This window comes from Mucilaginibacter sp. GW822-FHT03E02 (genome assembly GCF_058801545.1).
In genome coordinates this window covers 1,420,500-1,446,794 of record NZ_JBXANJ010000001.1, presented here as the reverse complement: position 1 = coordinate 1,446,794, position 26,295 = coordinate 1,420,500, and the positions used below count along the sequence as shown (strand labels likewise).

Genomic DNA, 26,295 nt, shown 5'->3' with positions numbered 1-26,295 from the left:
ACAATTCAGACTTTAGACTTAGGACTTCAGACTTAACGAGAGTACGGTTATTTCCCGGTAATTAACTTTGCCATCAGGAAAGCTGCCCCGGCGGCAAGCGCGCCAATTACCACTACTTTGAAAGCACCGCCAAGTGCAGGCTGACCTGTCATTTTGCTTTTAAAATAACCAAATATGAACAGGCATATCAGCGTGACACCGCAAGAGTAATATAAAGCCTCCTGGGCGTGGTCGATAATGATATAGGGAGATAGGGGAATAATGCCGCCAACAATGTAGGATAAGCCAATGGTAATGGCGCTTTTGGCGGCGCGGTTTGCATTTGGTTCTTCAAGCCCAAGTTCATAACGCATCATAAAATCTACCCATTGCTTTTTATCTTTAGCCAGTTCATCGGCAATTTGCCGTTGCAATGGTTCAGACAGGCCGAACCCGGCAAACACTTCCATTACTTCGGCTTTTTCCTGTTCGGGTAGTTTTTCCACTTCCTCATACTCCCGTTTTAATTCCGATTGATAATGATCTACTTCCGTGCGCCCGGCAAGGTAACCACCCAGGCCCATGGCAATTGACCCTGCAACAATCTCGGCAATACCAGCGGTTACCACAAGGGTAGATGAACTGATGGCCCCGCTTAAACCGGCCGCCAGGGCAAATGGAACGGTTAAGCCGTCGGACATGCCGATAACAATGTCCCGGATAGTTTCCGAGCTGGTTACATGGTGTTCATGGTGCATTTGCGCTGGTTTTTAATAACGAATATACTATTGTTAATTAATAGTAGTAAGGCTGAATGGTAAGTTAGAATTATTCTTGATTTAGAACCTAAAGAGTTTGACTAATTCTGTTGATGTTTTGGCGGTGGTGGCAAACTAAACCGTGTTAGCTTGTCATTTTCCTATTATTATAGAAATAAAAAAGGACTACTCTTTTGGAACAGTCCTTTGTTTAAATATCAAATGATAATTAGTGCTCCCGACGAGATTCGAACTCATATCGATGGTACCGGAAACCATAATTCTATCCATTGAACTACGGAAGCAATGGCGCAAATATATAAAAATGATATTTTAAAACGGTCGAAATTCGAAAGAAGATATATTAGTTCAGCAAGGTTAATATCGCCATTACAGATACAAATTTACCATCTGTTTCCAATACCTTGGCCGGTGCGCGTAATTATCCCAAATGTATAACTGATGTGGGATGTCTTTGCCGCTAAGCAAGGCGCTAAAATCACGATTACTGTGTACAAATGGGTCTGTTTCGCCCACTGCCATAATGATCTCGACTTTACGAATGGCGTCTAAAATGGCCCCATCATGCAGGTTGGCCATAAATTGCTGGGGCATATTAAAATAAATATCCTCATCGCGATAGCCATCAAATAAATCTTTAAAATCGTCTATTTGCAGCGTGAGATCGTATCGTCCGCTCATGCAAACTACTTTTTTGAAAATAGCGGGGTGTTTCATGGCAATATTGATGGCATGGAATGATCCCATGCTACAACCTGCTACTTCCAGGTAATCGCCCCCATTTTGGCTTTGTATAAATGGTATAACTTCGGTAAGAATATACTGCTCGTATTGCAAATGGCGCGCTATACGTGTGGCGGGATGCACCCAATGGTTGTAAAAACTTTCAATGTCAATACTATCTACACAAAAAAGCTGGATTTCGCCATTTTCAATTTTGGTTTGCAGTGCTTCAACAATACCCCAGTTTTCGTAGTCGTAAAACCGCGCCATCCGGGTAGGGAAAAACAGCACTGCCCGGCCTGCATGCCCAAATACCAATAGCTCCATATTGCGGTGTAAATTGGCGCTAAACCATTTGTGGTATCCTCTGTTCATTTGTGGCCCGGCCTTTTGCTGCGAAATTTCCAAAACAAATGTTAATCAAAATTAAATAAATGGTAATGCTTACCTGTTAATATTAGCTGTAATAACCTGTTTCCATAACTGGTAACCAAGGGGGCTCAAATGCAGCCCGTCGCCTACAAAATATTCTTTTTTAGGGTAGCCTTTGGCATCAATCATCTCTTTGTAGATGTTAATAAATCGCCAGTTGTTTGTGTTTTTAACAATTTCGGTCTCGATAAGGTTATTGGCGTACTTAAATTTATCAATAATATTCCACCGGCTAAGGCTTGGTTTTAATGAAACATAATAGCAGGGCAAATCGCCATAGCGCTGCTGTACTTTGGCAACCAGTTGCTGAAAAAATATGAAAACTTCTTCGGGATGGCGGCCATCACCCAAATCGTTATCTCCGGCATATATCACCAGCCGTTTGGGGCTGTAGCTTTCCATTACCCGCTCAAAAAACCAAACGCATGCAGCCAGCGTCGACCCACCGAAACCCAGGTTAACGGGTTTTAATTCCTTAAAATCCTCTTTAAGCCCTGTCCACATTCTTATTGACGAACTCCCGTAAAAAATAGTTTCGGGCTCATATTCCTTGTTCAAACTAACTTTTTCAAGTTGTTTTATATCTTCTTCGTACCAGTACATTAAACTATTTTAGCGTTTGCACAATAAATAAACAGTATTTAAAACCATTGGCGGGCAATATAGTACAAACATTTATTTCTATCGTTAATTCAACGGATTTTTATCGCTCCCATTTTATACAAGTCAATCGCTTGTTTCAAAACTTCTTCTATCGTTTCAACCGGCAAATCCTCCTCAGCATCAAAAAGCATAATTTTCATGCGTGCCCGTTTTTCGATGATCAGCGCCGGATGATCAAAATGTTTGCCTTCAACAATGCCGATATAAGGCTGCAGTAATTTTTTATGTACCCATAGGTAGCAAAACATTTTGCCTTTATAGCAAAAAAATGGCATCCCATATTTCCAGGCCGCGGTTATATCGGCGTCTTGTTTCAGGATGATTTGGCGCAGGGCCAACAGGCAGCTTTTTACGGGTTCATCTTTTTGCAGATAAAAATTATCCAGCTGCGTTAGCATGTCATCAATCATAATAATTCCAATCGTAGGGGGATGGGCTGGTTAGCCTTAAAATTTCTTTGTCCCTATCGGATAAAGAATTGTAATAAAAACCATATTTCATTGCAGCGTCTTCGCCTTTCCCCATACCCCAAAACATGCCCATCGATTCAACTCCCGGAAACACTTTCCATGGCGGCGGCACTAAAGGGGCAAATGCTTCAAAATGGCCAAATTCCTTTAAAAAATCCCTTACTTCCATCAGCGCGAAGCCTAAGAGGTTTGGTCCGCGCCAGCAATAAATATTATTTACATCTTCGTCATCCTGCGCCAGGCCAATACCCCAAATGGTATCAACCGGGCTGGCTTCTACCAATACCCGGTCGCCGGTGTTTATCAAATACTCGGCTAATTTGGGGTGCTGGTTAAACTTATGGATATTGCCGGTAACAACTATCCCAAACCGTTTTTGTGCCCATATAATTTCGTCGAACCCCAAAACCTGCCGCCCCAACTCCTTTACCTCGCCGGGGCTGTTGGCGGCAATTATTTTTTCGCTGATTTTGGGATTGCCAAACAACATGGCTTTGTTGGCCATCATCCAGTGTTCGGCGGTTTTGTAGGTAATGCCATCAACAGTAAAAGGTAATTCAAACCATTGGCTAAAACACGACTTATCAATTTCGGCCCGTTTGCTCCGGTGTCCCCAAAAGAACAGGTATTTAATATCGTCGCCGTTTTCAAATTTATTGGTGAGCCATTGCAGGCTGTATTTTTGTTGCATCTTACAAATCTCGTTTTACTAATTCAATCGCCATATCCAAAAGCTCTTTAATTATATCTGCAGGCAGCTGTTTCCCCGCATCTAATATCATTATTTTTATCCGCGACCGGTTTTCGAAAGTAAGGGCGGGGTGTTCCATCCGTTTGCCTTCACTGAAACCAATAAAGGGCTGTTGTAGTTTTTTATGTGTCCAGATATAGCAAAACATTTTTCCCTTGTATAAAAAGAAAGGCATATTAAATTTCCAGGCGTTGGTAATGTCGTTATCGTGTTGCAGGATGATATCCCGCAAACTGATAAAATAACTCCTTAAAGGTTCGTCCTGTTGTATGTAAAAACTTTCCAGGTTTGTAGGCATGGCTATATGACTGTTGGTTTGCGTTTAACAAATTTTGAAGCTACAAGGGCAAATAGCCCGAGTATTAACCCCGAGACCAATCCGGAAAATATTCCCAATATAATCATCGCCGCTTTAGGCGGCATGGGTAGCGCTTCATAATGGTACAGAACTGCTTCTGAACCATGATGCAGCAGGTAAGTATCGAATAATATGAGATGCGCTGCTGTTATCCAAACAGCGTTGATGACGCCTACCATAAAGCCATTTAAAAAATAGAGCGCTACACAATGTTTAGCAATTAAATAAGCACAAAGTATAAATATAGGTAGCCAAAAAAGCGCTTCAATGTTTGAGGGAATAATGTAAACCGTAGCAGGGCCCATTACCAGGCCGAATAGTGTTAGTTGCAGAATGAGTTTCCAATTCACGTTTACTTATTTTTTTTAGACTAAACGAAATACTTAAGCAGCCATGGTGGGCATAATTGATGAAATGATAAGCGTGGCAATGCATAGTGCTAATATAAAGCAGACAAATAATTTGACATCATCCAACGTGCGACCTTCTTTTAAAATCAGCTCCCTGAAAGGTGCGATAAAAATTAGCCCCAAACAAATCAGGATCATATACACTGATGAAAGTCGTGGCCCGGTATGAAAGTATTGGTCCTGCTTTAATACAATGACGCGATAAAAATTAGGCAGTAAAATAACATTCCAACCAATTATGATTAAAATAATAGCCGGCAGCTTTATGGCGAAGCCGCCCTGGGCTTGTAAATTAAGTATATGGGCTTCAACATCTGGCGGCAATGCCGATTTGTTATTCAGGAAGCCGGTTCGTGCTACCTGTTCCATCAACTCACGCGCGTCACCAAATGATTTAAATATAACAGGTGTTTTATATTTACTTACAGTATGGTTTATGCGGATGCCGCCGCTATCAGATGGTTCGATTGATACTACGTCGGCCGGCCTGAAATACAGCGTATATAATGAAATATTTAAGCTCAGCTGGTTTTCGTTAACTGTTAATTTTGCAAATGGCCAGGTTGCCCGTAAGGAAGCGTAATTACCGCCGCCAGTTTGTTTAAATTGGTAAGTATTCATATGATAAGGCAGTGTTGGCCGTTGTTATAAAGGTATTGATTATTTCAGATTTTTAAATAATACGGCCGCGAAATAACAACTGCCAGGTTGATTATTGAACTATTTATCCCGCTTTTGCCTTTCGCGACCGGGGGACGGGGCTTTTACCTTATCTTTGCCACACAATGATAAAGCAAGCGCTCGAAAACCTAAAAATAAACGCCCTGAACCAGATGCAGGAGGCTGCCATCAACGCGGCCAAAAAAAGCGATGTGATCCTGCTATCGCCAACAGGTTCTGGTAAAACGCTTGGGTTTTTATTGCCTTTATTGGGTTTGCTGGATGCCAATATCCCCACAGTGCAGGCGTTGATTATGGTTCCATCGCGTGAACTGGCTTTGCAAATTGAACAGGTTTTCCGGACTATCGGCAGCGGCTTTAAAGTTAACTGCTGCTATGGCGGCCACCCGGTTAAAATTGAGCGCAATAATTTTTCGCAGCCGCCGGCCTTGCTTATAGGTACGCCGGGCCGCATAGCTCACCACCTGCGCCGCCACAGTTTTAGTAGCGATACGATCCATACCCTGATATTGGATGAGTTTGATAAAGCGCTGGAATTTGGTTTCCAGGAGGATATGGCTTTTATCATTAAGCAGATGCCCAACATCAAAAAGCGGATGCTGACATCGGCCACCAAAATGGACGAGATCCCTTCATTTACCGGCATGGTGAGGCCAATAGAATTGGATTACCTGGCCAATGCCACCAACAAACCCGACATTAAACAAAAAGCTGTAATAGCCGAAGCCGCCGATAAACTGGATGCCTTGTTTGCATTGATTTGCAAAATAGGCGACCAGGCCACACTTGTTTTCTGTAACCATCGCGAGGCTGTTGAACGCATCAGCGATCTGCTATACGACAGGGGCCTGCCACACGATATTTTTCACGGTGGTATGGAGCAGGACGATCGGGAACGGGCCTTGCTAAAATTCAGGAACGGCAGCCACCGTTTGCTTATCACCACGGATCTGGCGTCGCGCGGGCTGGATATTCCCGAGATAGAGCACGTGGTACATTACCAGTTGCCTCATAACGAAGAAGCTTACCGGCACCGCAACGGCCGCACGGCCCGTATGCATGCCAAAGGCACATCATACCTGATATTAGCGCCGGACGAAAAGCCATCCTATTTGAAAGAGATGCCGGAGGTGGAAGAATTGCCCGAGCATCCTGTGGTACCCAAGCCATCGCCCTGGGCAACGCTTTATGTAGCTGCCGGTAAAAAAGACAAGGTAAATAAAATAGATATTGTTGGTTTGCTGCTAAAAAAAGGCGGATTGGATAAAGAGGATGTAGGCCTGATAGAGGTACTGGATTACACCTCATACGCGGCCGTGAAGCGCAACAAGATAGAAAAGGTTGTGCAGCAGATTAAGGGCGAAAAGATTAAAAACAAGAAGGTTAAAATAGATATTTCCATATAATTTAATACCAATAGCATGAGCAATAATGATATCATGAAAAAGCTGCGGGTAGCTATGAAGTTTACCGACGATGATATTGTAAAAGTATTAGAATTGGCCAACTTCCGGATTACCAAAACCGAACTGGGCGCCATTTTCCGGGCCGATGATCACCCCAACTTTAAACCCTGCGGCGACCAGATCCTGCGCAATTTCCTGAATGGCCTTATCATCTACAAGCGTGGCCCTATGCCTGATAAGCGCGCGCCTAAGACTGAAGCGAAGAAAGAGGAAAATAAATAAGCTTTTTGGCGGTAAGGCCGACTGTGGGGACACAGCCGGAGGGGGGAGCCAACTATATCCTAGTAATAAAATCGGCGGTGAGGACACTATCCCGTTGGCTGTGTCCCCACAGCCAACTATATCCTCGCAAAAAAACGGCTGTGAGGACACAGCCGATCGGATAAAGGGTGTATTGTAATGCAGATCAATATTTTTGGAGCATCGGGCTCCGGTTCAACCACTTTGGGGAAAGCCCTGGGTAAGGCGCTTGGTTACCCAGCTTTTGATGGCGATGAATACTTTTGGATACCAACGGAAACCCCGTTCACCATTAGGCGAAAGCCGGAAGAACGTAATACCATGCTTAACCTTGATACGGCCCCTCACAAAAACTGGATACTAAGCGGTTCGGTAGTCAGCTGGAACAATAATTGGGATTTCGACCTCTCGGTATTCTTATATATCCCAAACGCAGTAAGAATGGAAAGACTCAAAAAACGTGAGTTTGAACGTTATGGCGATAAGATATATACCGACCCCGAGCGTGCCGCACTCTACCATAAATTTTTAGATTGGGCCAACGGCTACGACGATAATACCACCGATGGCCGCACCCTGCAAGTACACCAAAACTGGATGAAAAACCTTAAAAAGCCCTTGTTGCTTATTGAAGGAGATACTACTGTTGATGAGCGGGTAAGGGCTGTATTGCGGAAACTGGAGGAGTTGAAATAACTTTCTGTTGCGCTACGAATTTGATCATGTGCCGGGGAGACTCAAAAAAGGCGGGGAATGTGCGATTCCTTCCTTGGGAAGGGGAGGTGGGGGCAAATCAGGCGTTCAAGTCGCTTTACAACTCATCGCGCGTACAAACCCCTCCCTGCCTTTGCGCTCGTGACCATCACACCCCTCCCCGAGGAGGGAATTTTTAAAACCCCATTTCTCCTTCGAACATATCGATAAACAAAAAGAGCGATGATCCTAATCACCGCTCTTTATAAGTCTCATATCTCAAATCTAATATCTCACATCTAAAAAGATTTACCTCAAGTCCACCACTTCAACGCCGGGGTGTGCTTTTGCGTCCCAGCCAAAGGTGCTGTCGGCAACGGGAGCGTTGGGGGTAAAGCTCTTCACAACATAGTTGTATTTGTTGCCGTTTTTATCGAATAAAAGAGCGCTGTAGATCTGTTTTTTGGCTTTATCAACCAATAGGCGTACTTTAAAAATGCTCGCTTTTTCGTTTTCAGGTGTCAGGTCGATAGCCTGGTATGCTTTGCCGGCAATTTTTTGTTCGCCGGTGTACATGTATTTGTAGCCCTTTTCATAGATGGTAAAAATCTGCGAAGGATTGCTTAAACCATCACCTCCTTTACCAGCATCGCTTACTTGTACTTCTTTATCTTTTTTAAGGTAAGTCCACTGGCTTTTGCCATCGCTGATGATCTCTTTATCCACATCCTTTGCTGTAGCCGCACTGTATAAGGTAACCTTGTATTTGCCTGCTTTGGCTTTGGATATCAGCGTACCTGTCTGGGTTTCTTTTACGCCGGCCTGTTGGTTATCAAGTGTGAAAGAAAAATCGGCTTTAATTAGATCGTATGATTTGTATTTGGCGCTTACCTGGTTTAAAATGGCTTTGGCCTGGGTATCTTTCTGGGCAAAAGCGCTTGTGTAAGTGCTTAAAGCTAAAAGGGTGTATAAGATTGTTTTTTTCATGTTTGTTTTATCATCAACAACTATTCATGTTAATAGTTATTGGTTTAGAGCATATTTATTGTATTTGGTTTAATCTTTGGCTTTTTGCAGAGTTTCCAGGTAGCGCTCCAGGCTATATTCGTCGGGGTAAAGTACATCACGGGCTTTGCTGCCTTCAAAAGCGCCAACTATGCCGGCCGCTTCCAACTGGTCGATGATCCGGCCGGCGCGGTTGTAACCCAGTTTCATTTTACGCTGAATGAGCGATGTTGAACCTTGCTGATGCAATACAATCAAACGGGCAGCTTCCTCAAACATTGGGTCGCGGTCGTCCGGGTCATACTCTTTAGGGCTGCTGGTTTCGCCTTCGCCAAGGTATTCCGGCAGTAACATGGCAGTTGGGTAGCCCTTTTGGTTACCAATAAAATCAGATATCGCCTCAACTTCGGGTGTATCCACAAACGCGCACTGCAGGCGGATAAGGTCGCTGCCCGTTGAAAACAACATATCCCCGCGGCCAATCAGCTGATCGGCGCCGCCCGCATCCAAAATGGTACGCGAATCTATTTTAGACAGTACCCTGAATGCCAGCCTGGATGGAAAGTTGGCCTTAATAGTACCCGTAATAATGTTTACCGATGGCCTTTGCGTTGCAATAACCAGGTGTATACCCACGGCGCGGGCCAGCTGGGCAATACGGGCTATGGGTACTTCTACCTCTTTACCGGCGGTCATCATCAAATCGGCAAACTCATCAATTACCAGTACGATGAATGGCAGGTAACGGTGTTTTTCGGGATCGCTTATTTTGCGGTTAACGTATTTGGCATTGTACTCTTTCAGGTTACGTACCTGCGCATCCTTCAACAAATCATAACGCTGGTCCATCTCGATACAAAGCGAATTAAGGGTGTTCACCACCTTTTTGGTATCGGTAATAATAGCGTCGGCTTCATCGGGCAGCTTGGCCAAAAAGTGCCTTTCTATCTTACGGAAAAGTGTAAGCTCTACCTTTTTAGGGTCAACCAGTACAAATTTCAACTCGGCGGGATGTTTTTTAAATAGTAAAGAAACCAGTATCGCATTGATACCAACCGATTTACCCTGCCCGGTAGCACCAGCAACCAGCAGGTGAGGCATTTTGGCCAAATCGGCTATAAAAACTTCGTTTGATATGGTTTTACCCAAAGCAATGGGCAAGTCCATTGTGGTGTTCTGAAACTTCTCGGTCATCAGTATCGAGCGCATCGACACCATTTCGGGGTGCTGATTTGGTACTTCGATACCGATGGTGCCCTTACCAGGCATTGGCGCGATAATACGGATGCCCAATGCGGCCAAGCTCAGGGCGATATCATCTTCGAGGTTTTTGATTTTGGAGATGCGGACACCCGGTGCCGGTATAATTTCGTATAGGGTAACCGTTGGGCCAATGGTGGCTTTTATTTTATCAATCTCGATATTATAATGGTTCAGCGTTTCAACAATTTTGTTTTTGTTGGCTTCCAGCTCTTCGGCATTAACCGAAATTTTGTTTGAACCATGGTTTTCCAGCAAATCCAGGTGCGGGAATTTGTAATTAGCCAGGTCAAGGCGATGGTCGTAGATACCAAACTGGTTTACCAGTTCCTGCGCTTTTAAATCGTCGGCCTTTTCAACACTCAATTCAGGCAAAGGGCGGTTAACATCGATAGTAAGAGGGAGGCCCTCGTCATCTGTCCCCGTCTTGCCGCTTCCGGTAGGTGTTAAAACAATGGGCTCATGATAAATAGGAGTTTGTACCATTGGCGGCTGTACAAGAGGTTCGGGCCTCACAACATTAACCGGGGTTACCGGTACATCCTTTACGCGGTTGCCGCGGGGCCATTCAACAGGCAGGTCAATTTCGTCGTCAATCAGCTCAACAGGCTCTGGTGATACTTCGTCGACAGCTATGGGTGTTACCTTTTTTTCTTTACGGGATGGTATTTTAAAGTCGATGTTATATGCTATAACCAACACGGTAAGCGCTGCAAATACAAGCAGGCCGCCGGTACCTGCCGGGCCTATCTGGGCATCAAGCAACCGGTTGCTCCAATAACCAAAGCCACCCTCTAAAAAATGAGGGTAATCTATAATAAACGCGTGAAAATAGCCTATGGCTGTTGAGATGAATACGATACTGAAAATGGAGTAAGCAATTGTTTTAGCGAGCGAAAAAAGCCTTACCTTAAACAGCAGGCGATACCCCAAAACAAAAAATATAAACACAAACAGGAACGATGCTACGCCAAACCACTCATAAATAAATTGGTTGCTTAGCAGTGCGCCAAATTTACCCAGCCAGTTTTGGGCAATATGCGGCGTACCGGTATCGGCAATTTCCTGTACGGTTTTGCCGGTGGCCAGGTTATGCCAGCCGCCATTGGTTGATGAAATATAACTTTGGTCTTCCTGCCAGGTAAACAGGTACGATGTAAACGCGATCAGGAAATAGATGGCCAATAAAAGCGAAAATAAGCCCGCTATTTTTACACCACGCCCATTTTCCATATCAAAGCGGGGCATTTTAGGGAGCAGTTTTTTTGCTTCCTTCTCTTTTTCGGCCCTGCCGCCTGGTTGGCGTGGCTGATTATCGTCCTTAAAACTATTTGATTTAAACTGATTTGCTTTTACCGGCATCCTGATGTAACATCCTTTAACTGCAAACTTACATAAAATTTCACCTATGTAAACTTTGCAAAAACAACATATAAATTTTTATCTACTGTCAAGTCAAATGCGTTTAATCGCATGTGTTTAGCCGAAAGTTGTAGGTTCTAAGCCGAAAATGACAATCAAACTTAATGGCTTGCAACTAATTACTTATCACTTAACATTACCCTCATCAACCACCCGAAAAAATACTAAGTGTTGAAATATAAAGTTAGCAGATTAAACAAATATTTAGGCGTATTTTTATTTTTTTAGTATAATTGAAACAATGGTACGCTTTATGTTTACCATGTAGATTTTGCCTTTATTTATGTGCAGATAATGAGTATAGAACAGGTTGAAGAGTACATTGCTACTGCCGATTTAACCGGACTGGCACAGCTGCTTGCCCAAAACCCTAAACTGGCCACAACATTAACCAGCCAGCGGGTTTCGCCGCTGATGCTGTCATGCTATTACAAAAAGCCCGGCGTAACCGAGTTGTTGTTAAAATACGCCGGCGAGCTTACCATGTTTGAGGCCGCCGCTGCCGGTAAACTGGATTTGATAGCCAACCTTGTTTATGACAGCCCCAACTCGCTTGACGATTATGCCGACGATGGCTTTACCGCCCTTGGGCTGGCCTGCTACTTTGGCCACTATGATGTGGCCCGCTACCTGGTGCTAAAAGGGACCGATGTTAACAGGCCTTCAAACAACGGGTTCCATGTGTATCCCTTACATTCGGCCTGTGCGGGCAACTATACCCAGATAGCCCGGATGCTGATAGAAAACGGGGCCCTTATCAACATCAAACAACAGGCAGGGGCCACCCCACTGCACTCGGCTGCTCAAAACGGCAACACCGAACTGCTGATACTATTACTGGAAAACGGCGCCGAAATTAATACCCGCATGGAAGGCGGCAAACTCCCCGCGGATCTGGCCCGCGAAAAAGGCTTTGTTGAGATAGCGGAGATTCTGGAATAGGGGAGAAGGTAGAATCAAGAATCAAGATGGAAGGGGCTGGATGAGATAATATTAAACATACGTCATTGCGAGGTACGAAGCAATCCCCTACATGCTAAGTCCCACATAGTTCGGGATTGCTTCGTACCTCGCAATGACGGTAGTTTAGAACATTTGTTTAACTATATCCGTTGCACGTCATAACGATTTTTTTCAGGTTTTACCTGATGTATACGCGCAATGACATGATTGTTGTGAGGCTCTAAAGCCTGAAAGTCCCTAAGACTTACGAAGTTTTTAAAACTTCGTAAGTCTTTCGCGGTATATTCTGTTCATTTTTAAATTCTGAAAATTCTGATTCAGACAAATGCGTAAGGGATTGGCGCGGATACCGGCCAATGTGGTTAAGGCCTGTGCAGTATGAGCAAAAAGCCCGACCCCAACTTCTACCGGTTGGGGTTACGCCCTATTACATTAATACACTTTCAGTTTTAGGCTTCTCTCCAATCTTCTGCTTCTCCAGCTCCTCAAAATATTTTTTCTTTACAACGGTTGTCATTTTATGGTCGCCGGTGTGGCTCCAGCCGGGGGGCATTACGATGTAGAGGAATTTATTCTTGATGCCGGGGGCTTTATACACATCTTTGGCCAGAGCTATTATTTCGCCAAAGTAAGCATCGAGGAAACTGTTTTTAATCATTGGGCGGCTTATGCCGTATTCTATCGGGATGTTACGGTCTTCGTTTTGGTAGGTGCCAAAAACACGGTCCCAGATGGGGAGCAGGTTGCAAAAGTTGGTATCCATATAGGTTACGTTGCGGGCGTGGTGCACCCGGTGGTGCGATGGTGTAAGGATAATGTTGTTCAGGAAACCCAGGCGGGCATCTTTCATCGCATTTTCGCCAATGTGGATAAACGTGCCCCAGAAACCATCAATAAACATGATAACGCCCAGCATAAGCGGACTAACGCCTAACAAGATACAAACCGTAGTACGGATAAAATCGGCATAGGGAGCCTCTAAAAAGAAGTGCGCATTGCTGATGGCAATATTCATGCTTTCGGGTGCGTGGTGCGTGGAGTGCAGGCACCAGAACAACCTTACCTTATGGCCAAAATAGTGGTACAAAAAGTGGGCAAACTCCCAAACAATATAGCCATATATAAACCAGTACCAGGTAAACGTGGTTTTAAAAATGGCATACTTTTCAAACAAGCCTATACAAAGCACCACCATGGCAATTGAAAAATACCTGCCGATAAAGGAGTTTAAAACGAACGAAAAAAACGATAGCTTATAATGAATAACATGAAAGCGTTTATAAAAAGCACCGCGAATAATCTCAAGTAGTAGTAAAAAAGGCATGATGGGGAATAGCATAGCCTGGAAACCCTCGTAGGTAAGCAGCCTGCTGTAATTGCCCGATTTAATAATGTCGGTTAAACTGCCCCAGCTGCCCCAGCCAAAAAAGCCTTTAAAAAGATCAAGTATGTAATTGAAAAAAGCACTCATCTGAATTTTTATAATTGGTATAACCGGCAGGTTAATGTATATACATTACAATATTATAAAAATAGATTTGTAAAATGAAAAGATTTGAGTGTTCTGTAGTGTAACAATTTGCCGTTTGGGTGGTGTTTAATAAACAAAAGCTTCCATGTGCTGTACGTATTCTTCAAACTCCAGCAGGTAATTGGCATCCTGTTCAAAGTACCTGGCCTTCTCATAATCTTTGCCGGCAAACAGCTTAATTGATTCAAACGAATCCCATTTGGTAACCGTCCAGAAATGGCAAACATCACCTTCTGTTTTTCGCCATATTTCGGCAGATAGGTTGCCTTTTATGTTTTTGTATTCGGCGATGCCGGTATCTTCAACATATTTAAGGTATATGTCGGCATCGGTGGCTTTTGTGCGGCCGTGCCAGATACGTGTTATCACTTTTTTCATAAACTATATAACGCCGCCTTTAAAAGTTTGTTTAACGGCCATTTTGATTTGATTTGATGTGCCCATGTAAAACAGAATGGATAGGTGGATGTTATTTGCACAGTAATATAAATCAAAAACCCGCACCCAAAGGCGGGTAAAAACACAGTTATGAATGTTTATCAACAAAAATGGCTAACGGTATTGCATCATACCAACTTGCCCGGATGGAAGATTGAGGCACAGGGAGATGATATTTTTATTGAAATGCCCCACGTAACCGACCTGAAACTAATACGGGATAACCTGCCTGAAACACTGGCTTTAATGTCATTAGATATTGCAGGGCCGAAAGAAAGGTTGAAATTTATTATCCACAACGGTTACGAGCAGTTTGATTACCTGCTAAACCCGGGTGATGCTGATTTGAATAAAGCTTAATGTACTAAACTACCACTATTGCGAGTATCCACCAGCCTATGCTTGAAAAAACAGTGATGACATAATTGTAAACGGGGCTTTTGTAGAGACGCAACATTTTGCGTCTCCCGCATGCAAATCCCGCATGCAAATTGGGCCTGTAAATTTTGAATGTCCTGGGGGAGACGCAAAGTATTGCGTCTCTACATTAAAAAAAACTCTGATAATCAACAGCTTACAATCATGTCATTATAAGGTACGAAGCAATCCCGAACTATTTGGGACTTAGCATGTCGGGGATTGCGTCGTGCCTCGCAATGGCGGACATCTGATATTGATAATCAATAACTTACAAGCATGTCATTACAAGCAACTGAATAAATTACTCGCTCCTTAAACTCTTCACCGGGTTTGCTTTTGCCGCTTTTACAGCCTGGAAACTAATGGTTAAAAGCGCAATAATTATGGCCGCCAGGCCGCCTATTGCAAATAACCACCAGCTTATATCAATACGGTAGGCATAAGCCTGCAGCCATTGGTGCATGTAATACCATGCTATGGGTGCAGCAACAGCAAAGGCAATTGTAATGAGTATGACAAATTCTTTCGAAAACAAATAAACGATACTGCCCGAGGTAGCACCAAGTATTTTACGGATGCCAACTTCTTTTATGCGCTGCACTGTCATAAATGAGGCTAAACCATACAATCCCAAACAGCTAAGGAATATGGCAATGGCGGCAAAAATTTTGTACAAAGCGGCTAACTGGTTTTCCTGTTTATAAAAACCTGCAATTTTATCATCCAAAAACTTGTATTCATAAACAAAATCGGGAATTGACTTCTCAAATATTTGTTTAACAGATTGCATCGTCGAAAAGATATTTGTTGTTTTAAGTTTTATGCCTACCTGGTTATACATGGTGCCATTTGTGGCAATAAGCAATGGGGCAAGGCCATGCCGAAAAGACCTGTCGTTAAAATCTTTTAACACACCAACAACCGGACACTTGATAACACCATCCCAAATGCTGATTTCTTTATTCAATATATCCTCGGGTTTTTTAAGCCCTAAGCTTTTCACAACTGATTCATTCACCAGGAATTCTCTCGTAGTCATGGAAGGCTGCAAATTTCTTCCCGCTATTAATTGTAACTTATACACCGGAATATACCCTTCGTCTGCAAATTTGGTGATAGCCTTAAAGTCCGATTCTTTAATTGAATGGTTAAACTTTATAGTACTCCAGGTATCGTTATTATTTTCAATAGGCGTATTTGAACTGTAACTCACCGCCTGTACGCCGTTTATCGCTAATAACTGGTTTCTCAAAAAATCATACCTGCTGATGCGAAGACTATCTACACGGAATGGAATATTTACAACGGCATCTTTATCAAAACCTAAGGGTTGATCCATAAAATAGTTCATTTGCCTTACTATAATGATTGTGCCGATGATGAGTGCCTGTGCAATAATGAATTGAAATACCACCAATCCTCTCCGTAACGAAATTCCGTCTGCGCTATTGGTTGAAAGTTTACTCTTTAAAGCATTAACCGGACTAAAACGTGATAAAACAACAGCCGGGTAAAAACCTGCAAGCGCGGTCACAACAATGGTTATTGCGAAAAGAAATAAAATGATTGCAGGATTGCCGAATATATTGAACGAAAGCGAAAGCTCCAAAAGCCGGCTTACAGCAGAAACTGCAAAAAATGTAATAACTGCTGCAAGTATTACAGCGCCAGCAACTATCAAAAATGTTTCGACGATGAACTGAATTTGTAGTTGGGATTTACTGCTTCCCAAAACTTTTCGTACACCAATCTCCTTTGCCCGGTTAACAGCTTGCGCGGTAGAAAGGTTGATGAAATTTACGCAGGCAATTGACAAAATGAACGCCGCAATAAGCCACAGCACATTTAGCAGCTGACGACTGATTGATTTATTGCTGTAATTAGCTACCTGGGTATCATAATGTACAGCGTTTAAAGGCTGTATCATTTGAATATCCTTGTTAACGGTTGATTTAACCTTTTTTGAATATGCGCTCAGCTGCTGGTTGAAATTACCGGCAGCAACATTCGGCGGTAATAAAATATAGCAACCAAAATCGGCTACCGTTCTGTCCCAGTCGGTTGATTTGGCCAAATAATCTCCGGTAAACCCTGTTCCAAAACTAACCACAAGTTTTAGCTGAAAGTCGGAATTTGCAGGAATTGTTGCCAGGATGCCCGAAACTTTTAATACATCGGTGCCGTGCTCAAACATAAAGCCGCCCATTTGCAGTTTAATGGATTTGCCTATTGCCGTTTTCCAGTCGCCAAAATATTTTTCGGCGGTCTCTTTTGTGAGCAATACGTTGTTCGGATCTTTTAACGATTCATAAGAACCTGCAAGCAGCGGAAAATCAAATATTTTAAAGAAAGAAGGCTGTGTATAAAATAGCCCCCGTTCCTCTTTAAATACTTTTACCGTAGTTCCGTTATTATCAGGTATCAATAACTGATCATTTTGGCTTGCAAAAATTGGCGCTACCTGTTCTACCTGGGTAAAAGCAGTCTTCAATCCCAGTGGTAGTGGAAACGGTAGGTCTTTTCCATAGGATATATTTCCTGCGTCCTGGTGATGATATTCGGTTAGCACACGGTAGATGCGATCTTTTTTGGAGTGAAAAGCATCGAAGCTTGTATGGTATTGTATAATGATAAAAATCATCATACAAACGGCAATGCCAACAGCCATGCCAATAATATTAATAGCCGCGTAGCTTTTATTGCGCGTAAGATTGCGCCAGGCTATTTTAAAATAATTTTTGAACATATAATTGCGATTTAATTTGTGAGTAGACCACGTAGGTGTGGTTTCCTGGAACGAAATTACCTTCGCAAAGCGGGGCGAACGCCCCAAACTATAAGATGGGCCTTCTTTTTTTTGATGATTTTTATATTCAGCCGGGCTTTTCCCGGTTATTTGTTTAAAGGTGCGGTTAAAAGTAGTTTTAGAATTGAAGCCCGATTCAAAAGCAATACCCAGCAGCGTAATATGATCATAAGCCGGGTTTTGCATTTTTTGAACAACAGCTGCAACGCGATACTCACCAACGAAATCGTTGAAGCTTTTCTTGAGTGCTGTATTGATGATGCGCGATAACTCATGAGGGCTCAGCTCAAGCTTTTCGGCCAGCGAAGTTAGGCTTAGATCAGGGTCCTGGTAATACAGGCCTGCTTGCACGGCTTTTTTTAGCCAGGTACCCCTTTGCTTCATTTCGGCAGGAAGCGGTGCGCTGAACAACGCGGGCGACTCGGCCGGTACACTTGTTTCCTGCCTGAAAAAAGCGACTGCCGACAGCCAGATGGTCATTACCGCTAATAAGGAATACAGAGGATAATAGGCATGTATACCTAACTGATGATGATAATAAAAATAATCTATAGCGATATAAGGCACCCACAATAGCCATAACAGGCCAAAAATGGTGAGTAATCGATGCAGCCACCGCAGCTGGTACCGGTAACGATCGTTCACCGTATTAAATTCCAGCTGCTGGTAAAAACGTTCAATCAGCCTGAAAGAGAGGTATAAGTATACGGTGACAGATATAAACGCGGACAGGTCCAATACCGGGCTCAGTTGCCGAAAGATCAGTGTATCATAAGTGGCGCCTCCCGTCCTGATGCTCTCCATGATCTCCAATACCCAAACGGCCAGTTGCAACAACCATGGGCTAAAATGCAGCAGATTCTTCCATCGGAATAGATATTCCGGCCGGGTTATTTTAAGCACATAAAAATAGATGAGGGGGCCGAGTGACATGGAAAATTGCAGCGGCAGCCAGTTCCAGCCGGGAAAAAAGCTATCCGGCCTGATGTCAATGCCCAATACCCAGGCCATCCACAAAACGACAGTTGCCGTGGCCAGGCCAATAAACCGGTTTGCAGCCCGGTTCACTCCTTTGGCAAACCATAACTGCAGGCTAAAAGTTAGCCCAATAAAAATGGCTCCCAGGAAAACCAGGTCGAACAAGCTGATATGGAATGTGTATGGATTCAAATGAAGTATTTAAACACAATCGCTGTTCCAAACTTATAACTTATTGATAATATAAAAGTTATATAAAATGCAATATATGTGCTGTAGCAAAACCGGACATTGAGACGTCCGGTTTTGGATTGTGGTGACCCGTCTGGAAATATACCGATTTGCGGATTGTTTTTGAAGATAGGGATGAAAATAATGAAGACCCTTGACGTGTTTTGTTACATGCTAACCTTTGCACAGTAACTTAGTGCCCCGCACTACGAATCGAGTTTAGCTTTGGTTGATACCAAAACTACCGAAAGCCCCATGAGCGCAATAAGCACAAACGACGCCCGCAATGTTGCGATGCCTGCAATAAATCCGATAACCGGAGGGCCAACCAAAAAACCAAGAAAGCCGATAGTGGATACCGCTGCCAAAGCAACGCCGGGCTGCATGGTTTTTGATTTACCTGCGGCGCTGTATACCATTGGAACAACAGACGATACACCGGCACCCACCAGTAAAAAGCCAAACATGGCTGTATAAAGATTGGGGAAAATTACCGCTATAGTCAGGCCTGTCGCAGTTAGTGAACCGCTTAATTGTAAAGTGCGTTTTAAACCAAATTTATGTGCAAACCAATCGGCGACAAAACGACCGGCGGCCATCGTAAACATAAACGCTGTAAAGCCAAGGCCTACTAATTTTGCCGGAGCAACCACTACATTTTGAAAATATATAGAACTCCAATCAAACATGGCACCCTCGCAAATCATCGAACAAAACGCGATGATACCCAGTTTGATGAGCGATTTATCAGGCATTACAAAGGCTGGCCCCGCACTGGCCACTTTATCATCTTTTAAATAGCGGGCAGAAATAAAAACACTTAAAGCTATAACTAAAAGCATTAATAAAAAGTGGTAGAACGGTGCAACATTGATAGCTATCATAAACGCGCCCACTACACCGCCGGCAAAGCCAGCCAAGCTCCACAAGCCATGAAACGATGCTAAGATTGGTCTTTGGTATAGTTCTTCGGTAGCTACAGCCTGAGTGTTTACAGATATGTTTACGGCGTTACTGCTAAAACCGAAAAATACCAGGCAGGCAATAAGCTGAAATGGATTTTTTGCCAGGCCTAAAGTCACCAGGGAGCTCCCATATACCAATAATGAACTTATCAATAAACGCCTGCTTCCAATTTTGGTTATAATCCATCCGGAAAATGGCAATGAACACATTAGGCCAATTGGCAACGACACAAGCACAGCACCCCAGGCGGCCTCCGAAAGGCCTAAGCTTTGTTTGATCGTCGGAATACGCGACGCCCAGCTTGCAAAGCTTAGCCCGGCCATAAAAAACATAGCGCCCACCGCAATGCGCAGTGTTCTTTTGTTATTTAAAACCGGTAGGGCGGGAGCATCTATCATTACTATCTGTATTGAACTAAGTGTATTTTTTACACTTAGTTATGTTAATGCAAATATAGGTGTTTTATTGACACAATGAAAATGCTAAATCGTTTTTTACTTTGGCTTGTTTTTTTTGAAAATAAAAATGCTAAATCGTTTTTTACTTTAACCTTTTTTTGAAAATAAAAAAAGCAGTTGCTTTTAAACAACTGCCTTGCAAATATGACATTGGTTTGGGTAAGGTTATTGCTTTAAGTTAAACGACCCTTTAACATGATGGGTATTAAATGATGCGTCCATCTCGTCGCCGCTAAATGTACCTTGTACGGTTCCTTTTATATTAGATGAATGACTTAAAATGGTAGCTTTCACTTTACCGTTTGCCGAGGCCGACAGCTGCAAGGTTGGAGTAGTAATAGTTACTGAAAAAATATCATACGTGCCCGGTGTAATACCCGTAAATACCATCATAAAAAGAGTATTTACATCACTTGGGTTTAACATCGAAATTTGCGTAGCCCCGTTTGGATATAAAAGACTTACGCCGGGTTCGCCGGGAGAAAAAACAACAAACGATGTATGTGCAGAATAGGTAACCACAGCACTACTATCTACCTGGTAAGAAATTGTACCAACCGGACCAATAGCCACATCTCCACTACTGCCAGTACCCGTTCCAGTACCTGTTCCAGTACCTGTTCCAGTACCTGTTCCAGTTCCTGTTCCAGTACCCGTACCCGTACCCGTACCCGTTCCGGTGGTGTCTATTTTAACAGCATTAGCCGGTATAACATCGCCGCTAAGCCTGCAGCTGCTAACAGTAGTAATTAAAAATAAGCCGGTAAATAAATTATAGTATATTTTTCGCATACACACATCATTGATTTTCAATTCGTTTTACTGCTTTAAATATAATATTGTTTCGCCTTATTTAAAAATGTTTAAAACTATTTTTCTGGTTAATTGTATAAGGCGGGGTTAAAAAAGATACAGGTCGAATAACGAAATTTATTTAACCTGTACATTCTGAAATTTATATCAAATGAAATATTGTCGTAAAAAAACAATATGTTGGATTTACAGCTATTAATCAGTAATTAAGCGCAGTCGCCATCAGGTCCGCACGATTCACCTTCGATAATAGTTAGCGCTGGGTTGCTGTTTTCCTGCTGCCACTCTGCAAACGATTTTTCTATAGTCTCCTGGAAAACCGGAACCGCCTGCGCGCCTGACACGCCATATTTGTTATTCATCACAAAAAACGGAACGCCCCTGATACCCAGTTGCTGTGCTTCGGCAATGTCGTGCTTTACATCGTCGGCATAAGTGTCACTTTCCAGCACTTGTTTTATTTCGGCCGCTTCAAGGCCAATGCTGGTGCCCAGGTTTACAAGGGTATCGGTATCATCAATATTTAAACCGTCGGTAAAGTAAGCTTTAAACAATGCTTCTTCCGCCTCGTCGCCCAAGGCATGCTTTTTGGCCAGGTGGCTAAAACGATGCGCTTTAAAACTATTGGCAACAACCGACCGGTCGAAATCATAGGTGAGGCCAACTTCGGCCGCCATCTGGGTTACGTGGTTGTTCATTTGTTGGGCGTATTCAAGCGTCCATCCTTTTGCATCGGCCAGGTATTGGCTAATGTTAATATTGGGGTCGGTTTTCATATCCGGGTTAAGCTGAAAGCTTTTCCATTCAATCTCAACCTGGTTTTTATGTTCAAATTGTTCCAAAGCTTCTTCAAACCGGCGTTTGCCTATATAACAAAACGGGCACATTACGTCGCTCCAGATCTCTACTTTCATCATGGTATTTTAAATTATTTGCTATACAAATTTAAACTAAGCGTTTAGCATCACCGTAAGGGCAAAGTAAAATTTAAGTATTCGGCCACATTGGTCTGAACCAGGATTCGTCAGATTTTTTGAATTTGATTTGCAGGTGGTGAACTAATCAAATCCAAAAAATCTGAAGAATCTGGTTAATCCTGGTTCAGACAAAAAAATGTGGCTGCACAAAAAGCAATCAAACTTAATTATGTTCAATTAGTTGGATAGATACCAGTAAAACAATTGTTTTGTATACCCTAAAACAACAACAACAGAAATGCAAAAACGCTATACTATTACCTGTTTATTATCGGCGCTTATTTTATGCTGTAACAATTCTATCGCCCAGCAAAAAACAAAACCTGGCGGTACCGGCGATAACCTGTTCAGCGCCGGTTTTGCCTCAGGCTTTATAGGCGGCCTGTATGATAACTGGTATCCCTACAAACAACTAAAAAAACATGGCGATTTTGGCCTCGGCGCCCCCGGCCACCTTGATGGCGAGCTGCTGATGCTGGATGGAAAGATTTATCAGACAAGATCAACCGGTAAAACAACCCTGGTAACCGATACCGGTAAACTGCCTTATGCGATAGTTTGCTTTTTTAAAGCAAAAAAAACATTTAAACATACGGGCAACTTAAATAAAACAACGCTTTATGCCCTGTTGGATAGCTTGCTTACCAATCAAAACGGTATTTATGCCATTCATATCAACGGTAAATTTAAGCTTGTTAAAACACGCGCTTTCCCGCCGGTTGAAAAGCCTTACCTGCCGCTTGCCGCCATGCTAAACAGGCAGCGTTTTTTTGAACATACCAACGTGCAAGGCGACCTTGTGGGCTTCCGTATTCCGGCGTATATGGAGGGGGCGCATATCAGCGGGTATCACTTTCATTTTCTGTCGATGGATAAAACAGCCGGCGGCCACCTGATTGACCTGGAAGTGACGGATATTACCATAGAAGTTGATACCCTCACCAGCTACACCATGGATTTGCCCCAAACTGCCGATTTTAATAACTTCGATTTTAAAAAAGACCGCAAGGAAGAGATAAAGAGTGTGGAAAACGGTAAGAAGCAGTAAATTAAGCGTTGGGGTGGCGAGGTTCGAGGAACGAGGTTCGGGTCGAAGGGTCGAAATTCAATTTGTTCTTTTCAACTTACCCCGAACCACGCTACACGAACCCCGCCCCTCAATAATAATTTACAATAGATTGTTGTTTATTTAATTTTTTAGATAAATTAGGGTCGATTATAAAACCTTGTATTTAAATTTATTGGCTGGCTACAACGCCGGAAACACATAAAACTGGTATGCCCTATATCCCGTTAGACAAAAACCTGCCCGGAATTACCGGTTTGCTTAATTATAGGCAGGATACGGCTTTGCCTATAAGGCAGCTTACCCAAATCCTGTTGCGGGGAGAATCGACCCTGACGGAAGGCGAGCGCGAATTAATTGCCACCGTTGTAAGCAATGGTAACCAATGCCGCTTTTGCACCAATGCCCATACCGCAGCTGCTAACGTTTTGTTGGGCGAAACCGCAACTGCCGAAAAGGTAAAAAACGACCCCGACAACGCCCCGGTGACTGAAAAAATGAAACATCTGCTTGAAATTGCGCGCCAAACACAGGTAAACGGCAAAAATGTAACCCCCGAATTGGTTGCAAAGGCCAAACAGGCCGGCGCTACCGACCTGGAGTTACACGATACTGTGTTAATTGCCGCTCTTTTTAGCTTATATAACCGTTATGTAGATGGATTGGCCAGCGTAACACCAACCGAACCTGCTTTTTATAATCGCCTTGCGGGTATCTTGAAAACAAATGGGTACCTGCCATCGGCAAACAGGTACGCCGCCTTAAATGCAGATTAAATGAAGAAATATATACACAGACCAGGAATATTTTGGATTGGGATTATTTTGTTGGTGGTACCGGGCCTGGTACATGCCTACCTGCTGATGCCTTTTCCCGGCAGCCAGGATTTGAATGCTATTACGGTATGTTATTACCTTGAAAAAATAGTAAACCCGTTACGCTTGATAGGGGCAATTTTTATTATTTGGTACCTGTTTAAGTTTTACTCAAAAAACACGCAGAAAGGCAAAATAGTTAAAGCCGTGATATTGTTGCTTTGCCTGGGCAGCTTTTACATTACCGATTATATGTACAAAGCCGAAACCATGTTTAAAGAAACCGAGGCTGCTAAATTTGCTAACGGATTATCAAACAAGGTGCCTTTAAATTATTTGGTTGTGGGAGTGGTAAATAATGGTGTTGCCAAAGCTTACCCGGTTATTTATTTGGGCTATCATCATAAAGTACAAGATAATGTGGGCCAGCAGCCTGTTCTGGTTACCTATTGTACCATGTGCCGCACGGGCAGGGTTTATAACCCAATTGTAAATGGCATACGTCAAAATTTCAGGTTGGTAGGGGCAAGGCATTATAACGCCATTATTGAAGACGAAAGTACCAAAACCTGGTGGTACCAGGCTACCGGCAACGCCGCGGTTGGTAAACTAAAAGGCCAGCATTTACAGGAGTTGCCTTATGAGCAATTAACCCTGGGAGCCTGGCTGCAAAAGCATCCCACATCGCTTATTATGCAGCCCGATAAGTTGTATGCTCCTGATTATGCCGACCTTAAGAATTATGATCGCGTGCAGTACATAGATAAAGATAGCACGCTGAAAAACAAGGATTCGCTGATCCGTAAAAGCTGGGTTATAGGGGTAATCATCAACGGGCAAGCCAAGGCTTACGACTGGCGGCACATGTTTCACAAGCGGATTCTGAACGATGAACTTAATAATAATTCGCTGCTGATTGGCATCGAGAAGGATAGCCTGAGCTATCACGTATGGAATGCCGTCCTCAATGGTAAAACACTCCATTTCGACCTGGATAAGAATGATCAGCTTACCGATAAGGAAACAGCCTCTGTTTGGGATTGGGATGGTTTATGTACCTCAGGGGCACAAACGGGGCAACGACTTACCAAGGTGCAGGCCTACCAGGAGTATTGGCATTCGTGGAAACATTTTCACCCCAAAACCATATTCTGGAAAGAAGGTGAACGCGAGGAGCCTTTGGCAGTTATTTTTGGTTTTTAGCTTAACCTAAATAACAGCAATAATTTTTGCTACATCGCCGTCGTTTAGCAGGTCGCCGTTATCAATGTTCGGGTAATATTTGTTCAGGATTTTTTGGATAAGCAGGTAGCTTTCCATCGACTGGATAGGAGGGTTGGCCAGTTCATTGATGATAGAACCAATCATTTTTATTTTTTTAGCCTCATACTGGTTCAGCACAAAGTCAGAAGTCTTCGTTTTGCGGCTTTGGGTAATCAATTCGTCCAGTTTCTTAATCTCCTCAATCAGGTCAATCAGCTTTAATACTTCCACTTTTTTCATCGGCGGTAAAAATAAACAAATAATGTAGATGTGCAGATTTTAGATTTCAGATGTGCAGATGAGAGTCATTTAAAAATTTGAGAATTTGAAGATTTGAAAATGAGGCTGCAATAGATTATAATTCAATAATTCTTCCCCTCGTAACAATTCCCCCTGCCAGCCGTCTATAAAGCGTATGCTTCAGCTTGAAAAGGGAAAATATTTCGGAATCCAGAATAAGGCTATTCATTTGGATAACCTTATCGTTACTGATACCGAGTATACATATGATAAGGTTGACTGGCATACCCATGAAAACCCGTACTTTACTTTTTTGCTTACCGGTAACATGCAGGAAACCAACAAAAAAGAAAGTTATGAATGCAACGCCGGAACTCTGTTATTCCATAACTGGCAGGATGCGCATTGCAATACCAAGCATCCCGGCTATACCCGTGGTTTTCATATCGAATTGGAGCAGGACTTTTTTGACAAGTACCAATTGCCTTTAAGCCGGATGGAAGGCAGCCTGAAACTGGACAACCCGGTTTTGAAACTGCTGTTCCGCAGCATGTACATGGAAACCAAATACACGGCTGGTGTCGAACTGCTTTCAATCCGTGAATCGCTTTTTAAAGTCCTGGGCTTGTTAGCCAATGAAAAATGCCGGGAGACAGCGAGGCAGCCAACCTGGGTTAAAAAAATAAAAGAGGTTTTAAACAGTAGTGATATATCCGCTTTATCCTGGGATACACTGGCATCCATAGCACAGGTGCACCCGGTACATTTATCGCGCTGTTTCCCAAAATATTTTAATACCACTGTTGGCGATTACCTTAAAAAACTACGAATAGAACAGGCGGCCGGGTTGTTAACCAAAGCAGATGTTTCACTTACCCAGGTTGGTTATGAATGCGGTTTTGCCGATCAGAGCCATTTTATCCGGAGTTTTAAGCAGGCGGTAGGGGTTACGCCATTGCAATACCGAAAAATAATTACCGCACGTTAACAATGTGCTA

26 protein-coding genes and 1 tRNA gene are annotated in these 26,295 nt (G+C 43.1%); 9 read left to right on the top strand and 18 right to left on the bottom strand.

All coding sequences use genetic code 11. The features are described from left to right. Positions 1–47: 47 nt before the first annotated feature. The 9 genes from AC1RM2_RS05840 to AC1RM2_RS05800 form a co-directional block, all read right to left on the bottom strand. Positions 48–737 carry a VIT1/CCC1 transporter family protein gene (locus AC1RM2_RS05840; protein ID WP_492984065.1) on the bottom strand — a complete coding sequence of 230 codons (690 nt, stop codon included), beginning with the start codon at positions 735–737 and terminating at the stop codon, positions 48–50. Between the two features lie 233 nt (positions 738–970). Next, positions 971–1,042: transfer RNA gene (locus AC1RM2_RS05835), tRNA-Arg, on the bottom strand. Between the two features lie 85 nt (positions 1,043–1,127). After that, entirely contained in the window at positions 1,128–1,856 is a 729-nt protein-coding gene (locus tag AC1RM2_RS05830) for an esterase family protein (RefSeq protein WP_492984064.1), read from the bottom strand. A gap of 69 nt (positions 1,857–1,925) precedes the next feature. Then, positions 1,926–2,516 carry a GDSL-type esterase/lipase family protein gene (locus tag AC1RM2_RS05825; protein ID WP_492984063.1) on the bottom strand — a complete coding sequence of 197 codons (591 nt, stop codon included), beginning with the start codon at positions 2,514–2,516 and terminating at the stop codon, positions 1,926–1,928. Between the two features lie 89 nt (positions 2,517–2,605). Further along, positions 2,606–2,974 carry a DUF1801 domain-containing protein gene (locus tag AC1RM2_RS05820; protein ID WP_492984062.1) on the bottom strand — a complete coding sequence of 123 codons (369 nt, stop codon included), beginning with the start codon at positions 2,972–2,974 and terminating at the stop codon, positions 2,606–2,608. A 4-nt stretch (positions 2,975–2,978) separates the two neighbouring features. Continuing rightward, positions 2,979–3,737, bottom strand: coding sequence for a riboflavin biosynthesis intermediates N-glycosidase (gene ybiA, locus AC1RM2_RS05815; RefSeq protein ID WP_492984061.1), 759 nt, complete (start codon positions 3,735–3,737; stop codon positions 2,979–2,981). Between the two features lies 1 nt (position 3,738). Continuing rightward, on the bottom strand, positions 3,739–4,095 hold the full coding sequence (locus tag AC1RM2_RS05810) for a DUF1801 domain-containing protein (RefSeq protein ID WP_492984060.1): 357 nt from the start codon (positions 4,093–4,095) through the stop codon (positions 3,739–3,741). 2 nt (positions 4,096–4,097) lie between these two features. After that, complete coding sequence (locus tag AC1RM2_RS05805) at positions 4,098–4,505, bottom strand: hypothetical protein (protein ID WP_492984059.1); 408 nt, start codon at positions 4,503–4,505, stop codon at positions 4,098–4,100. 33 nt (positions 4,506–4,538) lie between these two features. Then, positions 4,539–5,186 (bottom strand): hypothetical protein, encoded by a 648-nt coding sequence (locus tag AC1RM2_RS05800; protein WP_492984058.1) that lies wholly within the window; start codon positions 5,184–5,186, stop codon positions 4,539–4,541. Positions 5,187–5,350: 164 nt separating this feature from the next. Between AC1RM2_RS05800 and AC1RM2_RS05795 the strand changes: the two genes are divergently transcribed. The 3 genes from AC1RM2_RS05795 to AC1RM2_RS05785 all read left to right on the top strand — a co-directional run bounded on the left by AC1RM2_RS05795 (position 5,351) and on the right by AC1RM2_RS05785 (position 7,648). After that, positions 5,351–6,652, top strand: a complete 1,302-nt coding sequence (locus AC1RM2_RS05795) for a DEAD/DEAH box helicase (RefSeq protein WP_492984057.1) — start codon at positions 5,351–5,353, stop codon at positions 6,650–6,652. A gap of 15 nt (positions 6,653–6,667) precedes the next feature. Then, on the top strand, positions 6,668–6,934 hold the full coding sequence (locus tag AC1RM2_RS05790) for a DUF1456 family protein (protein WP_492984056.1): 267 nt from the start codon (positions 6,668–6,670) through the stop codon (positions 6,932–6,934). Positions 6,935–7,111: 177 nt separating this feature from the next. Beyond that, entirely contained in the window at positions 7,112–7,648 is a 537-nt protein-coding gene (locus tag AC1RM2_RS05785) for an AAA family ATPase (RefSeq protein WP_492984055.1), read from the top strand. Positions 7,649–7,954: 306 nt separating this feature from the next. On the opposite strand, the gene lolA1 is transcribed toward AC1RM2_RS05785, so the two are convergent. Both lolA1 and AC1RM2_RS05775 read right to left on the bottom strand, forming a co-directional pair. Continuing rightward, on the bottom strand, positions 7,955–8,632 hold the full coding sequence (gene lolA1 / locus AC1RM2_RS05780; RefSeq protein WP_492984054.1) for an outer membrane lipoprotein periplasmic chaperone LolA1: 678 nt from the start codon (positions 8,630–8,632) through the stop codon (positions 7,955–7,957). A 69-nt stretch (positions 8,633–8,701) separates the two neighbouring features. Continuing rightward, entirely contained in the window at positions 8,702–11,272 is a 2,571-nt protein-coding gene (locus tag AC1RM2_RS05775; RefSeq protein ID WP_492984053.1) for an FtsK/SpoIIIE family DNA translocase, read from the bottom strand. 354 nt (positions 11,273–11,626) lie between these two features. Between AC1RM2_RS05775 and AC1RM2_RS05770 the strand changes: the two genes are divergently transcribed. After that, positions 11,627–12,274: an ankyrin repeat domain-containing protein gene (locus AC1RM2_RS05770; protein WP_492984052.1), complete on the top strand. Its 648-nt coding sequence runs from the start codon at positions 11,627–11,629 to the stop codon at positions 12,272–12,274. A 448-nt stretch (positions 12,275–12,722) separates the two neighbouring features. Here AC1RM2_RS05770 and AC1RM2_RS05765 read toward each other — a convergent pair whose 3' ends face one another. Then, the gene (locus AC1RM2_RS05765) at positions 12,723–13,766 is read right to left on the bottom strand and encodes a sterol desaturase family protein (RefSeq protein ID WP_492984051.1); all 1,044 of its coding nucleotides are present in this window, start codon (positions 13,764–13,766) and stop codon (positions 12,723–12,725) included. 126 nt (positions 13,767–13,892) lie between these two features. Beyond that, positions 13,893–14,204, bottom strand: coding sequence for a hypothetical protein (locus tag AC1RM2_RS05760; RefSeq protein ID WP_492984050.1), 312 nt, complete (start codon positions 14,202–14,204; stop codon positions 13,893–13,895). A gap of 150 nt (positions 14,205–14,354) precedes the next feature. Between AC1RM2_RS05760 and AC1RM2_RS05755 the strand changes: the two genes are divergently transcribed. Further along, the gene (locus tag AC1RM2_RS05755) at positions 14,355–14,624 is read left to right on the top strand and encodes a hypothetical protein (protein WP_492984049.1); all 270 of its coding nucleotides are present in this window, start codon (positions 14,355–14,357) and stop codon (positions 14,622–14,624) included. Between the two features lie 361 nt (positions 14,625–14,985). Here AC1RM2_RS05755 and AC1RM2_RS05750 read toward each other — a convergent pair whose 3' ends face one another. The 4 genes from AC1RM2_RS05750 to AC1RM2_RS05735 all read right to left on the bottom strand — a co-directional run bounded on the left by AC1RM2_RS05750 (position 14,986) and on the right by AC1RM2_RS05735 (position 21,853). Beyond that, positions 14,986–18,660 (bottom strand): ABC transporter permease, encoded by a 3,675-nt coding sequence (locus AC1RM2_RS05750; RefSeq protein ID WP_492984048.1) that lies wholly within the window; start codon positions 18,658–18,660, stop codon positions 14,986–14,988. 245 nt (positions 18,661–18,905) lie between these two features. Then, a complete protein-coding gene (locus tag AC1RM2_RS05745; RefSeq protein WP_492984047.1) occupies positions 18,906–20,063 on the bottom strand; it encodes an MFS transporter in 1,158 nt (385 codons plus the stop codon). A gap of 225 nt (positions 20,064–20,288) precedes the next feature. Continuing rightward, on the bottom strand, positions 20,289–20,915 hold the full coding sequence (locus AC1RM2_RS05740) for a hypothetical protein (RefSeq protein ID WP_492984046.1): 627 nt from the start codon (positions 20,913–20,915) through the stop codon (positions 20,289–20,291). Between the two features lie 227 nt (positions 20,916–21,142). Continuing rightward, positions 21,143–21,853 carry a DsbA family oxidoreductase gene (locus AC1RM2_RS05735; RefSeq protein WP_492984045.1) on the bottom strand — a complete coding sequence of 237 codons (711 nt, stop codon included), beginning with the start codon at positions 21,851–21,853 and terminating at the stop codon, positions 21,143–21,145. A gap of 298 nt (positions 21,854–22,151) precedes the next feature. Between AC1RM2_RS05735 and budA the strand changes: the two genes are divergently transcribed. The 3 genes from budA (at position 22,152) to AC1RM2_RS05720 (ending at position 24,997) form a co-directional block, all read left to right on the top strand. Then, positions 22,152–22,961, top strand: coding sequence for an acetolactate decarboxylase (gene budA / locus AC1RM2_RS05730; RefSeq protein WP_492984044.1), 810 nt, complete (start codon positions 22,152–22,154; stop codon positions 22,959–22,961). Between the two features lie 230 nt (positions 22,962–23,191). Continuing rightward, a complete protein-coding gene (locus AC1RM2_RS05725) occupies positions 23,192–23,755 on the top strand; it encodes a carboxymuconolactone decarboxylase family protein (protein ID WP_492984043.1) in 564 nt (187 codons plus the stop codon). After that, positions 23,756–24,997 carry a DUF3179 domain-containing (seleno)protein gene (locus AC1RM2_RS05720; protein ID WP_492984042.1) on the top strand — a complete coding sequence of 414 codons (1,242 nt, stop codon included), beginning with the start codon at positions 23,756–23,758 and terminating at the stop codon, positions 24,995–24,997. It begins immediately after the preceding gene. A gap of 6 nt (positions 24,998–25,003) precedes the next feature. On the opposite strand, the gene AC1RM2_RS05715 is transcribed toward AC1RM2_RS05720, so the two are convergent. Further along, positions 25,004–25,297, bottom strand: coding sequence for a hypothetical protein (locus tag AC1RM2_RS05715; protein ID WP_492984041.1), 294 nt, complete (start codon positions 25,295–25,297; stop codon positions 25,004–25,006). A 175-nt stretch (positions 25,298–25,472) separates the two neighbouring features. Between AC1RM2_RS05715 and AC1RM2_RS05710 the strand changes: the two genes are divergently transcribed. Beyond that, positions 25,473–26,285: a helix-turn-helix domain-containing protein gene (locus AC1RM2_RS05710; protein WP_492984040.1), complete on the top strand. Its 813-nt coding sequence runs from the start codon at positions 25,473–25,475 to the stop codon at positions 26,283–26,285. Positions 26,286–26,295: the final 10 nt, after the last annotated feature.

What these genes read in the sequence shown, in the direction of transcription:
- AC1RM2_RS05760 (WP_492984050.1), bottom strand. Translation starts at nt 14,204, where the DNA reads ATGAAAAAAGTGATAACACGTATCTGGCACGGCCGCACAAAAGCCACC.
- AC1RM2_RS05820 (WP_492984062.1), bottom strand. Translation starts at nt 2,974, where the DNA reads ATGCTAACGCAGCTGGATAATTTTTATCTGCAAAAAGATGAACCCGTA.
- AC1RM2_RS05790 (WP_492984056.1), top strand. Translation starts at nt 6,668, where the DNA reads ATGAGCAATAATGATATCATGAAAAAGCTGCGGGTAGCTATGAAGTTT.
- AC1RM2_RS05715 (WP_492984041.1), bottom strand. Translation starts at nt 25,297, where the DNA reads ATGAAAAAAGTGGAAGTATTAAAGCTGATTGACCTGATTGAGGAGATT.
- ybiA (WP_492984061.1), bottom strand. Translation starts at nt 3,737, where the DNA reads ATGCAACAAAAATACAGCCTGCAATGGCTCACCAATAAATTTGAAAAC.
- budA (WP_492984044.1), top strand. Translation starts at nt 22,152, where the DNA reads ATGCAAAAACGCTATACTATTACCTGTTTATTATCGGCGCTTATTTTA.
- AC1RM2_RS05775 (WP_492984053.1), bottom strand. Translation starts at nt 11,272, where the DNA reads ATGCCGGTAAAAGCAAATCAGTTTAAATCAAATAGTTTTAAGGACGAT.
- AC1RM2_RS05765 (WP_492984051.1), bottom strand. Translation starts at nt 13,766, where the DNA reads ATGAGTGCTTTTTTCAATTACATACTTGATCTTTTTAAAGGCTTTTTT.
- AC1RM2_RS05720 (WP_492984042.1), top strand. Translation starts at nt 23,756, where the DNA reads ATGAAGAAATATATACACAGACCAGGAATATTTTGGATTGGGATTATT.
- AC1RM2_RS05770 (WP_492984052.1), top strand. Translation starts at nt 11,627, where the DNA reads ATGAGTATAGAACAGGTTGAAGAGTACATTGCTACTGCCGATTTAACC.
- AC1RM2_RS05725 (WP_492984043.1), top strand. Translation starts at nt 23,192, where the DNA reads ATGCCCTATATCCCGTTAGACAAAAACCTGCCCGGAATTACCGGTTTG.
- AC1RM2_RS05735 (WP_492984045.1), bottom strand. Translation starts at nt 21,853, where the DNA reads ATGATGAAAGTAGAGATCTGGAGCGACGTAATGTGCCCGTTTTGTTAT.
- AC1RM2_RS05810 (WP_492984060.1), bottom strand. Translation starts at nt 4,095, where the DNA reads ATGCCTACAAACCTGGAAAGTTTTTACATACAACAGGACGAACCTTTA.
- AC1RM2_RS05825 (WP_492984063.1), bottom strand. Translation starts at nt 2,516, where the DNA reads ATGTACTGGTACGAAGAAGATATAAAACAACTTGAAAAAGTTAGTTTG.
- AC1RM2_RS05795 (WP_492984057.1), top strand. Translation starts at nt 5,351, where the DNA reads ATGATAAAGCAAGCGCTCGAAAACCTAAAAATAAACGCCCTGAACCAG.
- AC1RM2_RS05740 (WP_492984046.1), bottom strand. Translation starts at nt 20,915, where the DNA reads ATGCGAAAAATATACTATAATTTATTTACCGGCTTATTTTTAATTACT.
- AC1RM2_RS05830 (WP_492984064.1), bottom strand. Translation starts at nt 1,856, where the DNA reads ATGAACAGAGGATACCACAAATGGTTTAGCGCCAATTTACACCGCAAT.
- AC1RM2_RS05710 (WP_492984040.1), top strand. Translation starts at nt 25,473, where the DNA reads ATGCTTCAGCTTGAAAAGGGAAAATATTTCGGAATCCAGAATAAGGCT.
- lolA1 (WP_492984054.1), bottom strand. Translation starts at nt 8,632, where the DNA reads ATGAAAAAAACAATCTTATACACCCTTTTAGCTTTAAGCACTTACACA.
- AC1RM2_RS05745 (WP_492984047.1), bottom strand. Translation starts at nt 20,063, where the DNA reads ATGATAGATGCTCCCGCCCTACCGGTTTTAAATAACAAAAGAACACTG.
- AC1RM2_RS05785 (WP_492984055.1), top strand. Translation starts at nt 7,112, where the DNA reads ATGCAGATCAATATTTTTGGAGCATCGGGCTCCGGTTCAACCACTTTG.
- AC1RM2_RS05755 (WP_492984049.1), top strand. Translation starts at nt 14,355, where the DNA reads ATGAATGTTTATCAACAAAAATGGCTAACGGTATTGCATCATACCAAC.
- AC1RM2_RS05800 (WP_492984058.1), bottom strand. Translation starts at nt 5,186, where the DNA reads ATGAATACTTACCAATTTAAACAAACTGGCGGCGGTAATTACGCTTCC.
- AC1RM2_RS05840 (WP_492984065.1), bottom strand. Translation starts at nt 737, where the DNA reads ATGCACCATGAACACCATGTAACCAGCTCGGAAACTATCCGGGACATT.